The organism is Mycobacterium venezuelense, assembly GCF_054919535.1.
Map to the genome: position 1 here is coordinate 84447 of NZ_JBONDW010000018.1, position 16071 is coordinate 100517.

The 16071-nt window shown below is 66.5% G+C and carries 17 protein-coding genes; 14 read left to right on the plus strand and 3 right to left on the minus strand.

Going from position 1 to position 16071, the window contains the following annotated elements; genetic code table 11:
* Positions 1–85 precede the first annotated feature (85 nt).
* Positions 86–754: an Rv1815 family serine proteinase gene (locus ACRCUN_RS25775; RefSeq protein WP_462144531.1), complete on the plus strand. Its 669-nt coding sequence runs from the start codon at positions 86–88 to the stop codon at positions 752–754.
* Here ACRCUN_RS25775 and ACRCUN_RS25780 read toward each other — a convergent pair.
* Positions 751–1191 (minus strand): nitroreductase/quinone reductase family protein, encoded by a 441-nt coding sequence (locus ACRCUN_RS25780; protein ID WP_462144454.1) that lies wholly within the window; start codon positions 1189–1191, stop codon positions 751–753. The genes ACRCUN_RS25775 and ACRCUN_RS25780 overlap by 4 nt on opposite strands.
* Positions 1192–1300: 109 nt before the next feature.
* On the opposite strand from ACRCUN_RS25780, the gene ACRCUN_RS25785 reads away from it, so the two are divergent.
* Genes ACRCUN_RS25785 through ACRCUN_RS25805 form a run of 5 tightly spaced genes read left to right on the plus strand, consistent with a single transcriptional unit; the run spans position 1301 to position 5011 of the window.
* Positions 1301–1978 carry a TetR/AcrR family transcriptional regulator gene (locus tag ACRCUN_RS25785; RefSeq protein WP_462144455.1) on the plus strand — a complete coding sequence of 226 codons (678 nt, stop codon included), beginning with the start codon at positions 1301–1303 and terminating at the stop codon, positions 1976–1978.
* A 43-nt stretch (positions 1979–2021) separates the two neighbouring features.
* Entirely contained in the window at positions 2022–2369 is a 348-nt protein-coding gene (locus ACRCUN_RS25790) for an ArsR/SmtB family transcription factor (protein WP_462144456.1), read from the plus strand.
* A complete protein-coding gene (locus ACRCUN_RS25795) occupies positions 2362–3000 on the plus strand; it encodes an SRPBCC family protein (protein WP_462144457.1) in 639 nt (212 codons plus the stop codon). Before ACRCUN_RS25790 ends, ACRCUN_RS25795 begins: the two co-directional genes overlap by 8 nt.
* Positions 3001–3044: 44 nt before the next feature.
* Complete coding sequence (locus ACRCUN_RS25800) at positions 3045–3539, plus strand: VOC family protein (protein WP_462144458.1); 495 nt, start codon at positions 3045–3047, stop codon at positions 3537–3539.
* Positions 3536–5011, plus strand: coding sequence for an FAD-binding protein (locus tag ACRCUN_RS25805; RefSeq protein ID WP_462144459.1), 1476 nt, complete (start codon positions 3536–3538; stop codon positions 5009–5011). Before ACRCUN_RS25800 ends, ACRCUN_RS25805 begins: the two co-directional genes overlap by 4 nt.
* On the opposite strand, the gene ACRCUN_RS25810 is transcribed toward ACRCUN_RS25805, so the two are convergent.
* Together ACRCUN_RS25810 and ACRCUN_RS25815 are read right to left on the minus strand one after the other, a co-directional pair.
* On the minus strand, positions 5008–6921 hold the full coding sequence (locus tag ACRCUN_RS25810) for an ABC transporter ATP-binding protein/permease (protein ID WP_462144460.1): 1914 nt from the start codon (positions 6919–6921) through the stop codon (positions 5008–5010). The two genes, ACRCUN_RS25805 and ACRCUN_RS25810, sit on opposite strands and share 4 nt — an antisense overlap.
* A 24-nt stretch (positions 6922–6945) precedes the next feature.
* Positions 6946–8877 (minus strand): ABC transporter ATP-binding protein/permease, encoded by a 1932-nt coding sequence (locus tag ACRCUN_RS25815; RefSeq protein ID WP_462144461.1) that lies wholly within the window; start codon positions 8875–8877, stop codon positions 6946–6948.
* 97 nt (positions 8878–8974) lie between these two features.
* On the opposite strand from ACRCUN_RS25815, the gene secA2 reads away from it, so the two are divergent.
* The 8 genes from secA2 (at position 8975) to ftsR (ending at position 15989) form a co-directional block, all read left to right on the plus strand.
* Positions 8975–11317 (plus strand): accessory Sec system translocase SecA2, encoded by a 2343-nt coding sequence (secA2, locus tag ACRCUN_RS25820; RefSeq protein ID WP_462144462.1) that lies wholly within the window; start codon positions 8975–8977, stop codon positions 11315–11317.
* A gap of 11 nt (positions 11318–11328) precedes the next feature.
* Positions 11329–11958: a CDP-alcohol phosphatidyltransferase family protein gene (locus ACRCUN_RS25825; RefSeq protein WP_462144463.1), complete on the plus strand. Its 630-nt coding sequence runs from the start codon at positions 11329–11331 to the stop codon at positions 11956–11958.
* Positions 11955–12854, plus strand: coding sequence for a DUF881 domain-containing protein (locus ACRCUN_RS25830; protein WP_462144464.1), 900 nt, complete (start codon positions 11955–11957; stop codon positions 12852–12854). Before ACRCUN_RS25825 ends, ACRCUN_RS25830 begins: the two co-directional genes overlap by 4 nt.
* 29 nt (positions 12855–12883) lie before the next feature.
* Positions 12884–13216, plus strand: a complete 333-nt coding sequence (locus ACRCUN_RS25835; RefSeq protein ID WP_036439818.1) for a small basic family protein — start codon at positions 12884–12886, stop codon at positions 13214–13216.
* Between the two features lie 169 nt (positions 13217–13385).
* Entirely contained in the window at positions 13386–14132 is a 747-nt protein-coding gene (locus tag ACRCUN_RS25840; protein ID WP_462144532.1) for a DUF881 domain-containing protein, read from the plus strand.
* A 44-nt stretch (positions 14133–14176) separates the two neighbouring features.
* Positions 14177–14572, plus strand: coding sequence for a glycine cleavage system protein GcvH (gene gcvH / locus ACRCUN_RS25845; protein WP_462144465.1), 396 nt, complete (start codon positions 14177–14179; stop codon positions 14570–14572).
* Between the two features lie 185 nt (positions 14573–14757).
* On the plus strand, positions 14758–15240 hold the full coding sequence (gene garA, locus ACRCUN_RS25850; protein WP_067851884.1) for a glycogen accumulation regulator GarA: 483 nt from the start codon (positions 14758–14760) through the stop codon (positions 15238–15240).
* A gap of 5 nt (positions 15241–15245) precedes the next feature.
* Positions 15246–15989 carry a transcriptional regulator FtsR gene (gene ftsR / locus ACRCUN_RS25855; RefSeq protein ID WP_462144466.1) on the plus strand — a complete coding sequence of 248 codons (744 nt, stop codon included), beginning with the start codon at positions 15246–15248 and terminating at the stop codon, positions 15987–15989.
* The last annotated feature ends 82 nt before the right edge of the window (positions 15990–16071 follow it).

Below are 16071 nucleotides of genomic sequence, written 5' to 3' on the forward strand. Positions count from 1 at the left end.
CCGGTACCCTTGGAAATCACCACTACCGCAAACCGATGGGAGGCCGGCCGTGCGCCACCCGTGGCTTCGCGCGTTGCGATCGTTCATGGCAGCGGTCCCGTTGGCAGTGCTGCTGCACGGTGCCCCGGTGGCCCAGGCCATGCCGGGCGTGTTGGTGTACCCCGGCATGGAAATCCGCCAGGACACCAACGTCTGCACGCTCGGCTACGTCGATCCGGTCAGCCGCATGGCGTTCACCGCGGGCCATTGCCGGGGCAGCGGTCCGGTCGGGGACCGGAACGGGAACTTCATCGGCCAACAGACGTCGTTCCGGGACAACACACCTGACGGCGCGACGATCGACACGAATCACATGATCTCCGACTGGGAAACGATCCAGCTCGCAGGCGATGTCGCGGTGAACAACATCCTTCCGGGTGGTCGCATGTTGGTCGAGGACCCCGCGGTCGTGCCGTCGCCAGGTCTTCCGGTGTGCCACTTCGGTGTCGTGACGGGCGAGAGTTGCGGAACCATCGAGGCCGTCAACAACGGCTGGTTCACGATGGCGCACGGTGTGGTCAGCCAGAAGGGCGATTCGGGCGGGCCGGTCTACGTCGTCACACCCGACGGCCGGGCCGCGATCATCGGGATGTTCAACAGCACTTGGGGTCAGTATCCCGCCGCGGTGTCGTGGCAGAGCGCCAGCGGCCAGGCGCGCAACGCGCTCGTGCAGACGTCCGGTGACATCGCGAATGTCGTTGCGCCGCACCCCTAATCAAGCAGCTTGAACACCGGGATCGACCGTGCGCCTTCGCGAAGTTCGGCTTCGGTCGATTGCGGCGTCAATCCGGCGGCATGCCCCTTGACCTCCCAATACCAGCGGTCGAGGTAACGCTTCAGCAGCGCGGGTTTGTCCTCATCGGGCAGCTCGGCGATCCGGACGGGACGGCGGCGCCACCGCGGGCCGATCTCCACGGCTCCGGCCACCCTGGCGTTGCGGACCCACTGCGTGTTGCCGCGCGGCGCCACCAGAAACCTCGCGCCGTCGACCGTCAGCAGATTGACCACGACGGAGTGCGGTTTCCCGGTCCGCCGCCCGCGGACGCGCAGCGCGGTCGTGCCGGCGACGCTGATGCCGAATTCGGCGAGGTGGCGGATCACGTCGTTGCCGGCGCGCGCGACCGGACCGGGTGCGTCGTAACGCGTTGTCATCGTGGCTCCTTCATGTCGCGAGCAATAGAGAGCACTGCTCTCTATTGAGAGTTGCACGGCTTGCCGGGAAATGCAAGAGCACCGATCTCGGTTCTGGCAGACTCGAGCTGTGGGAAAGCGTCAGGAGGGCCGGGAGCGTATCGAGTCCGCGATCATCGAGATCGGGCGACAACATCTGGTCACCGAAGGTGCGGCCGGCTTGTCCCTGCGTGCGATAGCCCGCGACCTCGGGATGGTGTCGTCGGCGGTGTATCGCTACGTATCCAGCCGCGACGATCTGCTGACCCTGTTGGTGGTCGACGCCTATACCGAGCTTGCCGATGCCGTCGACGGCGCCGCACCGGAATCCGACTGGCGGACGCGGATCCGGGGCATCGCCCACGCGGCTCGCAACTGGGCCACCGATCAACCCGCGCGCTGGGCATTGCTGTACGGCAGCCCCGTGCCCGGCTATCACGCTCCGGCCGAGCGCACGGTCGGGCCCGGCACCCGCGTGGTCGCCGCACTGTTCGCCGCGGTCGCCGACGGCATCGCGGCTGGAGGTATTGCGTCGGCGAAAGGAGCGGTCGCGCAACCGCTCTCGTCTGACCTGGCCCGGGTTCGTGCCGAGTTCGGCTTCGGCGCCGACGACGAAATCGTGGCGAAGTGCTTTCTACTGTGGGCGGGCTTGGTCGGCGCGATCAGCCTCGAGGTGTTCGGGCAGTACGGTGCGGACACTCTCACCGAACCGGTGCAGATGTTCGAGCTGCAGATCGGGCTGATGATCGACATGCTGGCCCGGCTTTAAATCAGCCTTGACTTATATAAGTACTGGCTTCTATCTTTGAGCCGTGCACGCGTTCGACGTCCTCGGTGACCCGGTACGGCGGCGCATCTTGGAATTATTGGCCGGCGGTGAACTGACCGCAGGCTCGATCGGGGCCACGATCCAATCGGAGTTCGGCATCAGTCAGCCCGCGGTGTCTCAGCATCTGAAGGTTCTGCGGGACAACGGGTTTACCGCGGTCCGGGCCGAGGGGCAGCGCCGCCTCTATTCGGTGGACAGTGCGCCACTGCGTGACATCGACCAGTGGCTGGACACGTTCCGGCGGTTCTGGACGCCGCATCTGGACGCGCTGGCAACCGAGATCGCGCGCGGCAAGAGGCAACGCAGAACCGAAGGGAAGCACCATGATTGACGTAAACCACCAGGTCAATGCGGTTCGCCGCACGGTCGGCAGCCGAGTGCTCGAAGCCGGGGAGGCTCACGTCATCACGATCGGCCAGGCATATGCGACCGACGCCGCCGATTTGTGGGACGCGCTGACCAACATCGACCGGATACCGCGTTGGTTCCTGCCGATCACCGGCGAGTTGCGCGTCGGCGGCCGATACCAGCTGGAGGGCAACGCCAACGGCACCGTGCTGAGCTGTGACCCGCCCCGCGGGTTCTCCGCCACGTGGGAGTTCGGTGGCGACGTCAGCTGGATCGAGGTCCGCGTCTTCGATGAAGGTCCGGATCGATCCCGGTTCGAACTCGACCACATCGCGCATGTCGACGACGACACCTGGCGTCAGTACGGGCCGGCCGCCGTCGGGATCGGCTGGGACCTCGGCCTGGTCGGGCTGGCGATCCACCTGGAGACCGGCGAGGCGATCGAGGCGGGCTTCGAAGAGACGTGGTCGGCGAGCGAGGGCGGCAAGCGGTTTGTCGCGCAGGCCGCCGCGCAATGGCAGCTGGCCGTGGTGGCCAGCGGTGCCGATCCGGACTGGGCGCGTGCCGCGACGGACCGCTGCGTCGCCTTTTACCTGGGCGAACCGCAGAACTAGAACGCGTTCTAGCCTTACCGCCCGGTCGGCGATATCCTCGTGTCGTGCTCAATCAGACACCTGTCCAGATTGCCTGGGTGACGGGCGACCTGACGGCGACTGAGCAGGCGCTGACCACCTTGCTCGGGGCACGCCGGTGGGTGCGCATGCCGGCAGTCCACTTCGGACCCGATCGCTGCGTCCACCGTGGTGGGCCCGCTGATTTCGTGGCCGACATCTCGCTCAGCTACGCCGGCGACACGCAACTTGAACTGATCGCCCCGGTCCGCGGTGACAGCGTGTACTCGGAGTTTCTGGACAGCGGCGGCCCGGGCCTGCATCACGTGTGCGTCGAGGCGCCCGACCCCGCTTCGTTCGAGGCCCGCCTGCGCGACGCCGAACGTGAAGGCGCGCCTGCGGTGTGCCACGGCGAGATGCCCGGTGGCATGAAGTTCGCCTATCTGTCGGCTGCCGACGCCGGAGTGCCGTATCTGGAAGTCGCTTTCATCCCGCCCGAGATCCGGGCGTTCTTCGAATATGTGAAACAGGAGCAGCAGTGAACGAGATCCCCGAGGTTGTCAACGCCGCCGACGTCGCATCGTGGTCCGACGAGGTCGACGTCGTGGTGATCGGCTTCGGCATTGCAGGCGGATGCGCGGCGGTCAGCGCGGCCGCGGCGGGCGCGCGGGTCCTGGTTCTCGAGCGCGCCGCCGCGGCGGGCGGCACGACGTCGATGGCGGGCGGACACTTCTACCTCGGCGGTGGCACCGCGGTACAGGAGGCCACCGGGCACCCCGACACCCCTGACGAGATGTACAAGTACCTGGTGTCGGTGGCCCGCGACCCCGACCACGACAAGATCCGCGTGTACTGCGACGGCAGTGTCGAGCACTTCAACTGGCTGGAATCGCTCGGCTTTCAGTTCGAGCGCAGCTTCTACCCGGGCAAGGTCGTCGTTCCACCCGGCACCGAGGGGCTGTCCTACACCGGAAACGAGAAGGTGTGGCCGTTCTGTGAGCAGGCCCAACCCGCCCCGCGGGGCCATTCGGTGCCGGTGCCCGGCGAGCTCGGCGGTGCGGCGATGGTCATCGACCTGCTGCTCAAGCGCGCTGACGCGCTCGGAGTCGAGATCCGCTACGAGGTCGGCGCGACCAACCTGGTGGTCGACAACGGGTCGGTCGTTGGGGTGCGGTGGAAGCACTTCGGTGAAACCGGTTGTGTCAAAGCGAAATCGGTGGTCATCGCGGCAGGCGGATTCGCGATGAACGCCGAGATGGTCGCCGAGTACACGCCCGCGCTCGGCACCAAGCGCCGCACCAAGCACCACGGTGAGGTCGAACCGTACATCCTCGGCAATCCCAACGACGACGGTTTGGGCATCCGCATGGGGGTGTCGGCCGGCGGAGTCGCCAAGGACCTCGACCAGCTGTTCATCACTGCCGCGGCATACCCGCCCGAGATCCTGCTCACCGGCGTGATCGTCAACAACCAGGGGCAGCGTTTCGTCGCCGAGGACTCCTACCATTCGCGCACATCGGCTTTCGTGCTCGAGCAGGCCGACCAGGAGGCTTATCTCATCGTCGACGAGGCACACATGGAGATGCCTGCGATGCCGTTGATCCGCTTCATCGACGGCTACGAGACGATCGAGGAGATGGAAACCGCGCTCGGAATCCCGAAGGGCAACTTGGCGGCGACGCTGCAGCGCTACAACGAGAACGCGGCAAAGGGCGCGGACCCCGACTTCCACAAACAGCCCGAATACGTTGCGGTCCAGGACAGCGGGCCGTGGGCGGCGTTCGACCTGTCGTTGGGCCGTGCGATGTACTCGGGTTTCACCATGGGCGGACTCGCGGTCTCGATCGACGGCGAGGTGCTGCGTGCGGACGGCAGCGCCGTGCCCGGTCTGTACGCGGCAGGAGCGTGCGCCTCCAACATCGCGCAGGACGGAAAGGGTTATGCCAGCGGAACGCAGCTCGGCGAAGGGTCGTTCTTCGGCCGCCGCGCCGGTGCGCACGCCGCAGCGCGCTAAGGCTGTTCGGCGATGGCGCTGAGCCGCCATTGCCCGTCGCCGAGCAGTGCGAGCTGCCGTTCGTGATGCTGGTTGACGCTTTCGCGATGGCTGACGCTGACAACGATGCACTCGGGAAGCTCGGTTCGCACGGTCTCGTACATCGCGTACTCCTGGCCCGGGTCGAGCGCCGATGTGGATTCGTCGAGGAACACCACGCTCGGTCTGGTCAGCAGCACGCGTGCGAACGAGATCCGTTGCTGCTCACCGGGTGAGAGGATCTTCGACCAGTCCGCTTCCTCGTCGAGCCGTGACGACAGGTGGCCCAGGGTCACGGCGGCCAGTGCTGCCCGGATCTCGTCATCGCCGAACATGCCTGCGGGCGACGGGTAGCTCACCACCCCGCGCAGGTTGCCCAATGGGGCATACGGCAACTGGGACAAGAACATCACCGTGCCGCGCTCGGGGTATCGCACCGTGCCAGACCCGAAGGGCCACAGCTGCGCCAGGCTGCGCAGCAGTGTCGTCTTACCGGTGCCGGATGGCCCGGTGACGACCAGTCGGTCCCCGGGCATCAGCTCCATCTCCAGGTTGTCGAGCAGCAGTTCGCCTGCGGGGGAACGCACCTCGACGTCGTCGAGTTCGACGCCGCCGTTGTCGCTGACACCGGACGCCAGCCGCGGGAGTGTCTTGGCCTGTTCGTTGGCGGTGACCAGCCCGTCGAGGCGGATGATCGCGGCGCGGTATCCGGCGAACGCGTCATAGACCGATCGGAAGAAGCTCAACGAACTCTGCACCCGGTTGAACGCACTCGCCGACTGGGTGACATCGCCGAGCTGGAGTTCGCCGGCGAACAGCCGGGGCGCCTGGATGATCGTCGGCAGCGGGTCGATGATCTGGTTGATGGACCGGTTCCACCCGAGGAATGCCACGCCGCGCAGCACGAGCTTGCGATAGTTTGCGATGATGCGGGCGAATCGCACTGCGAGCGTGTCGCGCTCGGTGCGCTCGCCGCGGTAGAAGCCGACCGCTTCGGCGGAGTCGCGGATGCGGACGAGCGCGTAGCGGAACGCCGCGTTGGTGAGCTCGTTGCGAAACGTCAGCCGGATGATCGGCCGGCCGATCCAGAACGCCACGACCGTCGTCACGGCCACCCACAACAGCGCGATCCAGAACAGGGCCTTGGGCACCGTGACACCGAGAATCGTCAACGGCCCGGCCAGGTTCCACAGGATCGGCGTGAACGCCACGACCGACACGAGCGCGTAGACCGATCCGAACAGCAGCGTCTGCGACGTCGCGACCGTCGGGTTGTTCGTCTCCGGCCCCGTTCCGGTGGTGAAGACGTCGATGTCGTGCTGGATGCGCTGATCCGGATTGTCGATCGGCCGTCCGCCGAACGCGCCGAGGAAGCGGCCGCGATAGTAGGCCCGATCGTCGAGCCAGTCGCCGGTGAGGCGGTCGGTCAGCCACACGCGCCACCGAATGATGAAGTACTGCATGAGGTACAGGTCGAGCAGCGTGCGGGTGATGTCGGCGGTCACCAGCATCGCGAAGATGACGATGGACTTCCAGAAACCGGCGATACCGGAGTCGCGCACCGCGTCGTTGCCCGCGCCCGCACCTTCGAAAGCCACTTGAAGCGCGGTGAACTGGTCGTTGGCGTAGTAGGAGAACAGCACGTCCATGCGCACCGACACCATCACCGACAGCAGCAGGACCGCGAGCAGTACCCACACCGGAATGCTGTGGCGCCCAGTGAAATAGCCGCTCGTCACGCGCCAGAACTGCCGTCCCCACCCGGTGAACCGTGCCAGCGCGGCCAGCACAACGACCATCGAGACTGCGCCGACGACCCACGCTTTTGCCACCCACAACAACGACGCCAGGATTTCGTTGCCCCAGTCCAGCGACTGGGTGAACATCTCCATGCCCGGGAAGCTACCGTGGCCGGGTTACACGAGCGCGGGTTTCGAGTCTTCCTGGCCTTCCACGCGGCCCAGCCGCCATTCGCCATCGCCCAGTAGCTGAAGTTCGTGGGTGTGATGCTGCTCGACGGTGGTGCGATGGCTGACGCTCACCAGGATGGTGTCCGGCAGCTCCGTGCGCACCAGCTGATAGAGCATGAACTCCAGCCCCTCGTCGAGCGCGGATGTCGACTCGTCGAGGAACACGACCTTGGGCCTGACGAGCATGATGCGCGCGAACGCGATTCGCTGTTGTTCGCCGGGGGAGAGCACCTTGGCCCAATCCTGGACCTCGTCGAGCCGGCCGACGAGGTGGGCAAGCGCGACCTCGTTGAGCGTGCGCTTGAGTGTCTCGTCGTCGACCGAGCCCTCTTCGCCCGGATACGTCACCACCGCCCGCAGATCGCCGAGCGGCACGTACGGCAACTGGGACAGGAACATCGTCTCGTTGGGTCCGCACGGGCGGGTCAGCGTGCCGGAGGTGAACGGCCACAGTTCGGCCAGGCTGCGCAACAGCGTGGTCTTGCCGCTGCCCGACGGCCCGGTGATCACCAGGGTGTCGCCGATGTCCAGGGAGATGTCGAGCGGTTTGATGAGCTGCCTGCCGTCCGGGGTGCGCACCTCGACGTCGCTGAGCTTGACCGTGCCGTCGACGCACGGTGTCGTCGTCACCTCGGGCAGTTCGCGGGCCTCGTCGTTGGCCACCACCAGGCCGTGCAGACGGATGATCGCGGCCCGGTAGCCGGCGAAGTTGTCGTATGCGCTGCGGAAGAACGACAGGCCGTCGAGCAGGCTGCGAAACGCGCTCGCCGTCTGGGTCAGTGCGCCGAGCGTGATCTCGCCACTGTAGAAGCGGGGGAACTGCACCACGTAGGGGATCAGCTCCTGGGCCTGGTCCACCGACAGGTTCCAGCCGAGGAACTTCGTCATGCGGTTGACGTAGCGCTTGTAGTTGGAGACGACGGGCGCGAACAGGCGGCGCAGGCCGGTGCGCTCGGCGATCTCTCCGCGGTAGAACGCAACGGCTTCCGACGCGTCGCGCAGGCGCACAAGCGCATACCGGAACGCGGCGTTGTATTTCTCGTTGTTGAACGACAGCCAGATGATCGGCCGGCCGATCCAGAACGCGATCACGGTCGCGAACAACACGTAGACGATGCCGATCCAGAAGATCGCCCGGGGCAGGTCGACATTGATGAGCGGCAGTGTCACCTCACCCGACAGATTCCACAGAATCGCGGTGAACGAAATCATCGAGGCGATCGAGCTGATCGCGCCGAACAGGAGCGTCGCGGTCGAGGTGTTGTTGGGCCGGTTCGGCAGCGAGTCGGCGCTGCCCGTGAAGATGTCGATGTCGGTCTGGATTCGCTGATCCGGGTTGTCGATCGTGTCGTCGATGAATCGGGCCCGGTAGTAGGCCTTGCCGTCGAGCCAGTCGGACGTGAGCCGATCGGTGAGCCACGCGCGCCAGCGGAGCATGAAGCGTTGCGTCATGTACAGGTCGAGCATGATCCTCGCGACGTTGAGCACCGCGAGGATCGTGAACACTCCCAGCGACAGCCAGAAGCCGTCCTTGCCGGACACCTTGACTTCCTCGTTGCCGCTGGAAATGCCCGCGGCGATGATCTGGAAGCTGGTCATCATGTCGTTGCCCTGGAAGCTGAACAACACGCTGAGCCGCACGCCGGTGATGACCGACAGCAGCAGCGCGGCGAGCCAGAGCCACACCTTCACGCTGTCAGGGCCGGTGAAGTAACCGCTGCTGACGCGCCAGTACTGCCTGCCCCACTCGGTGAACCGGGCGATCAGAAACAGGATCACCATCGTCGACACCGCGGCGATGACCCAGCCCTTGGCGATCCACACCAGCGATGTCAGAAGCTCGTTGCCCCAGTCGAGAGTCGGGGTGAACATCTCCATGCGGGCAAGGTACCCCGCAATCCTGCGGACGGCGTCGCGGAGGCTCCGTCCAACCGGTCCCGTCCGGCGTCTGCGGTCCTCCGCGTACCGTGAACATGTGCCAAAGACGTCCAGCGCCAAACCGGGGCGCTTGAGCAGCAAGTTCTGGAAGCTTCTGGGTGCCAGCACCGAGCGGAATCAGGCCCGTTCGCTGTCGGAGGTCAAAGGGGCGGCGGAGTTCGAGGAGAAGGCCGCCGGACTCGACGACGAGCAGCTCACCAAGGCCGCCAAACTGTTGCAGCTCGAGGATCTGGCCGCCGCGGCCGACATCCCGCAGTTCCTCGCGCTGGCGCGGGAAGCCGCCGAGCGGACGACGTCGCTCCGTCCTTTCGACGTGCAGCTGCTCGCGGCGCTGCGCATGCTCGCCGGTGACGTCGTCGAGATGGCCACCGGTGAGGGCAAGACCCTGGCCGGCGCGATCGCTGCGGCCGGCTACGCGATCGGCGGCCGCAACGTCCACGTCATCACGATCAACGACTACCTGGCCCGCCGCGACGCCGAATGGATGGGGCCCCTCATCGAGGCACTGGGGCTGACGGTCGGCTGGATCACCGCCGACTCGACTGCCGAGGAGCGCCGCGCGGCTTATGAGTGCGATGTCACGTATGCCTCGGTCAACGAGATCGGCTTCGACGTCCTGCGCGATCAGCTCGTCACCGACGTCGAGGACCTCGTGTCGCCGAACCCCGACGTCGCGCTCATCGACGAAGCCGACTCGGTGCTCGTCGACGAAGCGCTCGTGCCGCTCGTCCTGGCCGGCACCAGCCACCGCGAGCAGCCCCGGGTCGAGATCATCCGCATGGTCGGTGAGCTGACCCCTGGCAAGCACTACGACACCGACGCCGACAGCCGCAACGTGCACCTCACCGAGGCGGGCGCCCGCGCGATCGAGGCCAAGCTCGGCGGCATCGACCTGTACTCCGAGGAACACGTCGTCACGACCCTCACCGAAGTCAACGTCGCCCTCCACGCGCACGTGCTGCTGCAGCGCGACGTCCACTACATCGTGCGGGACAACGCCGTACAGCTGATCAACGCCTCGCGTGGCCGCATCGCCGCCCTGCAGCGCTGGCCAGACGGCCTGCAGGCCGCTGTCGAGGCCAAGGAAGGTATCGAGACGACCGAGACCGGCGAGGTGCTCGACACCATCACCGTGCAGGCGTTGATCAACCGGTACCCCAGGGTGTGCGGGATGACGGGCACCGCGCTTGCCGCCGGTGAGCAGCTGCGCCAGTTCTACAAGCTCGGGGTGTCGCCGATCCCGCCGAACAAGCCCAACATCCGCGAAGACGAAACCGACCGGGTGTACATCAACGTGGCGGCCAAGAACGACGCGATCGTCGAGCACATCGCCGAGATCCACGAGACGGGCCAGCCCGTTCTCGTCGGTACCCACGACGTGGCCGAATCCGAGGAACTGCACGAGAAGCTCGTGAAGGCGGGCGTCCCCGCGGTGGTGCTCAACGCCAAGAACGACGCCGAGGAAGCCGCGGTGATCGCCGAGGCGGGCAAGCTCGGCGCGGTCACGGTCTCGACGCAGATGGCCGGCCGCGGCACCGACATCCGCTTGGGTGGTTCCGATGAGGCGGACCACGAGAAAGTCGCCGAACTCGGTGGTCTGCACGTCGTCGGCACGGGCCGCCACCACACCGAGCGGCTCGACAATCAGCTCCGCGGCCGCGCGGGCCGTCAGGGCGACCCCGGCTCCACGGTGTTCTTTTCCAGCTGGGAGGACGAGGTGGTGGCGGCGCACCTGGAGCGCAGCAAGCTGCCGATGGAGACCGACCTGGAAAAGGGAGACGGTCGCATCCTCGCCCCGAAGGCGGCCGGACTGCTCGACCATGCGCAGCGCGTCGCCGAGGGCAGGCTGCTCGACGTGCACGCCAACACCTGGCGCTACAACCAGCTGATCGCCCAGCAGCGCGCGATCATCGTCGAACGCCGCGAAACCCTGTTGCGCACCGCGACCGCGCGCGACGAACTCAAGGAGCGCTCGCCCGAACGCTACGAGAAGCTGGCCGAAGGCCTGGGGGAGGACGCCGACGAGCGACTGGAGAAGATCTGCCGGTTGATCATGCTCTATCACCTCGATCGGGGTTGGTGTGACCACCTGGCTTATCTGGCCGACATCCGCGAGAGCATCCACCTGCGGGCGCTTGGCAGGCAGAACCCGCTCGACGAGTTCCACCGGATGGCGGTCGACGCGTTCGCATCGTTGGCAGCCGACGCGATCGAGGCTGCGCAGCAGACCTTCGAGACGGCCGAGTCGATCGAGGACGAACCGGGGATTGACCTGTCCAAGCTCGCACGGCCGACGTCGACGTGGACTTACATGGTCCACGACAATCCGCTCGCCGACGACACGATGTCTGCGCTGAGCCTGCCCGGGGTGTTCCGCTAAGTTTTAGTTCCATGGACGACGCGCCTGCTCCGCAGGGCAGGAGCGCAGTGCCGGCTGGTGAGTCATCCAGCCGTGACCGCGTGATGACGGTGCCCAACGCGCTGAGCATCGTGCGCCTCGTGCTGGTGCCGGTCTTCTTGTATCTGCTGTTCGTGGCGCACGCGCAGGCCTGGGCCGTCGCGGTGCTGATGTTCAGTGGGTTCTCCGACTGGGCCGACGGCAAGATCGCCCGGCTCGTGGCCAACCAGTCGTCGCGCCTCGGGGAATTGCTCGACCCGTTGGTGGACCGCATCTACATGGTCACCGTCCCGGTGGCGCTCGCGTTCTACGGCGCGGTGCCGTGGTGGATCGTGCTGACCCTGCTCGGCCGCGACGCTGTCCTGGCCGCGACTCTGCCGATACTGCGCCGCCACGGGCTGGCCGCGCTGCCGGTCACCTACATCGGCAAGGCCGCGACGTTCGCGCTCATGTCCGGGTTCCCGCTGATCCTGCTGGGGCAGTGGGATGCGTTGTGGAGCAGGGTGATTCTGGCCTGCGGCTGGGCCTTTCTGATCTGGGGCCTGGCGCTGTACCTCTGGTCGGCCGTGCTGTACCTGATGCAGGTGGTGTTGGTGGTGCGCCGAATGCCGGTGGCCCGATGAGCTTGCTCGGTGGCTACGAGTCGGGCGCCGGCCTCAACCACCACGAGGCCGATGCGCCCAAGCGCATCCCGGTGCCCTCGCTGCTGCGGTCTCTGTTGTCCGACCATCTCGATCCCGGCTATGCCGCTGCCGCGGCGGAGCGAAAGGCTCGCGGGAAATCCCGGCCCCGCGCGTTGGAGTGGGGCTGGCAGGTGCTGGCGGCGCTCGCGATCGCCACGGTGTTCGCGGTGGCTGCCGCGCAGGCACAGACCGCGGCCCCGGCCGCCCGTGAGGCGCAGCACGCGCTGGCCGGACGAGTGCGGGCCGCCGAGGTTGGTGCCGACAAGGCCGGCGCCGAACGCGGTGCGCTCGTCGAGCAGGTGGACGCCGAGCGGCGGGCCCGGCTCGGTATGGACGAGAACGGCCAGCGGCTGTTGTCGAGCCTTGACACCGCGAACATCGCTGCGGCGGCGGTACCGATGATCGGTCCGGGACTGACCGTGACGGTGACGGATCCCGGTGTCTCCAAGGATCTCAGTGACGTGTCGAAACAGCGCGTTGCCGGCAGCCAGCAGGTCATTCTCGACCGGGACCTGCAGCTGGTGGTCAATTCGCTGTGGGCGAGCGGTGCCGAGGCGATCTCGGTGGGCGGCGTGCGGGTGGGCGCCGGAGTCACCATTCGCCAGGCCGGCGGAGGGATTCTGGTCGACAATCAACCGATCACGAGTCCTTATGCCATCGTGGCCATCGGCCCACCGAACGGGATGTCGGATGCGTTCGATCGCAGCCCAGCGCTACAACGCCTGCGACTGCTCGAGACCTCGTACGGGGTCGGGGTGAACGTGACCGCCGGGGACGGTCTCGATGTGCCTGCGGTCGCGGTACGGGATGTCAACTTCGCCAAGCAGATTGGATAGCAGTGGGTAGCACAGGATTGATCGGCTAGATGATCGGGATCGCCGCACTTGTCGTCGGAATCGTGCTGGGTCTGGTGTTTCACCCCAGCGTGCCGGAGTTCGTCGAGCCGTATCTGCCGATCGCCGTGGTGGCCGCGCTGGACGCGGTGTTCGGCGGCCTGCGTGCCTATCTGGAGCGGATTTTCGACTCTAAGGTTTTCGTGGTGTCGTTCGTGTTCAACGTATTGGTGGCTGCGCTGATCGTGTATGTGGGGGACCAGCTCGGGGTGGGTACGCAGCTGTCGACCGCGATCATCGTGGTGCTCGGCATCCGCATCTTCGGAAACGCCGCCGCGTTGCGGCGCAGGCTCTTCGGCGCATGACATGAGCGAATCCGATCCAGATCAGACCGGTGGTTCCGCCGAGCGGCCGGCGGAGCATCACGCCGGCGGGCCGGCGGAGCATCACGCCGGCGGGCCGGCAGAGCATCACGCCGGCGGGCCGGCAGAGCATCACGCCGGCGGGCCGGCAGAGCATCACGGCCGTCACGAGATGCCCGACGACGTGTCGCCGCGGCGGTTCCGGAATCTGCGCATCGTTCGGCGCACGCGCTCGCAGCTGGTATTCGGGGCGTTGGGGGTGTTGTTGTGCGTGCTGCTCGGTGTGGCGATCGTCACTCAGGTGCGGCAGAACGAATCCGGTGACTCGCTGGAGACCGCTCGTCCGGCCGATCTGCTGGTCCTGTTGGATTCGCTGCAGCAGCGTGAGGCGTCGCTGAACACCGAGGTGGCCGATTTGCAGCGCACCTTGCAGCAGTTACAGGCATCCGGCAGCAGCGACCAGGCAGCCATCCAGAACGCCCAGGACAGGTTGGCGGCGTTGTCCATCCAGATCGGTACCGTCGCGGCGACCGGTCCAGGTGTGACGCTGACCATAGAAGACAACGGGCCCGGCGTGGCGGCCGAGATCATGCTCGACGTCATCAACGAACTGCGGGCCGCAGGCGCCGAGGCGATCGAAATCCGTGATCAGCAAACGGCGGTGCGCGTCGGGGTCGACACCTGGATCGTCGGCGCACCCGGCGAGCTCACGGTCGACAATGTGCCGCTGCGCCCGCCGTATTCGGTTCTTGCCATTGGCGATCCGCCCACGCTCGCAGCGGCGATGAACATACCCGGCGGGGCGATGGACAGCGTCAAGCGAGTGGGCGGCACGATGGTGGTACAACAGGCCGAGCGTGTCGACGTCACCGCCTTGCGGCAACCGAAACCGCGCCAATACGCTCAGCCCGTCAAGTGATTGCCCGTTAATCTGACCACCGACCCTGACCCGCAAGGAGCGTCGTGAGCGAGATTCCAGCCGACCTGTACTACACCTCCGAACACGAGTGGGTGTTGCGTACCGGCGACGACACGGTCCGCGTCGGTATCACCGATTACGCCCAGTCGGCGCTGGGCGATGTGGTGTTCGTGCAATTGCCCGACGTGGGTGCCGATCTGTCGGCGGGCGACGCGTTCGGCGAGGTGGAGTCCACCAAGTCGGTGTCGGACCTCTACGCCCCGGTCACCGCGAAAGTTGTTGCGGTCAACGGGGATCTGGACGGCAGCCCGCAGCTGGTCAACTCGGATCCGTATGGCGAGGGCTGGCTGGTCGATCTTCGGCTCGAGGAGGGTACCGCCGACGACGCCCTATCCGGTTTGCTGGACGCGGACGGCTACCGCGCGGTCGTGACCGAATGAGGAATTGTTAGGGTTTCGGAGCCGGTTCGATGACCGGATCGACCATGCCCGGCGCGCAGATATCTACCCCATCGGATCCGGCGGTGGTGGATACAGCGACGCCTGTTGCGCGGTACGGTCGACGTGAGACCGACGAGGGCTGGGCCCCGCCGGGCAACGCCACAGCAGCCAGTGAGGAGCAGCGGGTGACGGACAAAGACAGCAATCTGGGGGCTGATCAGACGTCGGAAGATGTGACGGTTGAGACCACATCGGTCTTCCGTGCGGACTTCCTGAACGAACTTGATGCCCCCGCCGCGGCGGGAACCGAAGGCGCTGTTTCCGGCGTCGAGGGCCTGCCGTCGGGGTCGGCTTTGCTTGTCGTCAAGCGCGGACCGAATGCGGGGTCGCGTTTCCTTCTCGACCAGCCGACCACGTCGGCCGGGCGGCACCCGGACAGCGATATCTTCCTCGACGACGTCACCGTGAGCCGCCGCCACGCGGAGTTCCGGCTGGAGAGCGGTGAATTCCAGGTGGTCGATGTGGGCAGCCTCAACGGCACCTACGTCAACCGCGAGCCGGTCGATTCGGCGGTGCTGGCCAACGGCGACGAGGTGCAGATCGGCAAGTTCCGCCTGGTGTTCCTGACCGGGCCGAAGTCCGACGACGACAGCGGCTCGACCGCGTAGCCGAAATGACTGCCCCCGACAGACCTGCACTGGCCGGGATGTCGATCGGCGCGGTATTGGACCTGCTGCGAGGCGACTTTCCGGATGTGACCATCTCCAAGATCCGGTTCCTTGAGGCCGAGGGACTGGTCACGCCGGAGCGCACGGCGTCGGGTTACCGGCGGTTCACCGCCTATGACTGTGCCCGGCTGCGCTTCATCCTGACCGCGCAGCGTGACCAGTACCTGCCGCTGAAGGTGATCAAGGCGCAGCTGGACGCTCAACCGGACGGTGAGCTGCCGCAGCCCGGATCCACTTACGGCGTACCGCGTTTGGTTCAGGTGGCCGGCGAGACCGACGACGACGGCACGCCGGGCGTTTCGGCGGTGTCGCCGACGCAGGTGCGCCTGTCGCGGGAGGATCTGCTGGCGCGGTCGGGGATCGACGAGGAGCTGTTGGGCGCTCTCGTCAAGAACGGCGTCATCACCACCGGGCCGGCCGGTTTGTTCGACGAGCATTCGGTCGTGATCGCCCAGTGCGCCAGGGCACTGGCCGACTACGGGGTCGAGCCCAGGCATCTACGGGCCTTCCGCTCGGCCGCCGATCGGCAGTCGGATCTCATCGCCCAGATCGCCGGTCCGGTGGTCAAGGCGGGTAAGGCAGGCGCCAGGGACCGGGCCGACGATCTGGCTCGCGAAGTGGCGGCGCTCGCGATCACGCTGCACACGTCACTGATCAAGTCGGCCGTACGCGACGTTCTGGATCGCTGAGGATTAGACTCGTTTTGACGGCTACTTCGTCAAGGTCAGGTCCGCTTCGGATGAATCACGGACGAAACAGCACAGCGGTGCG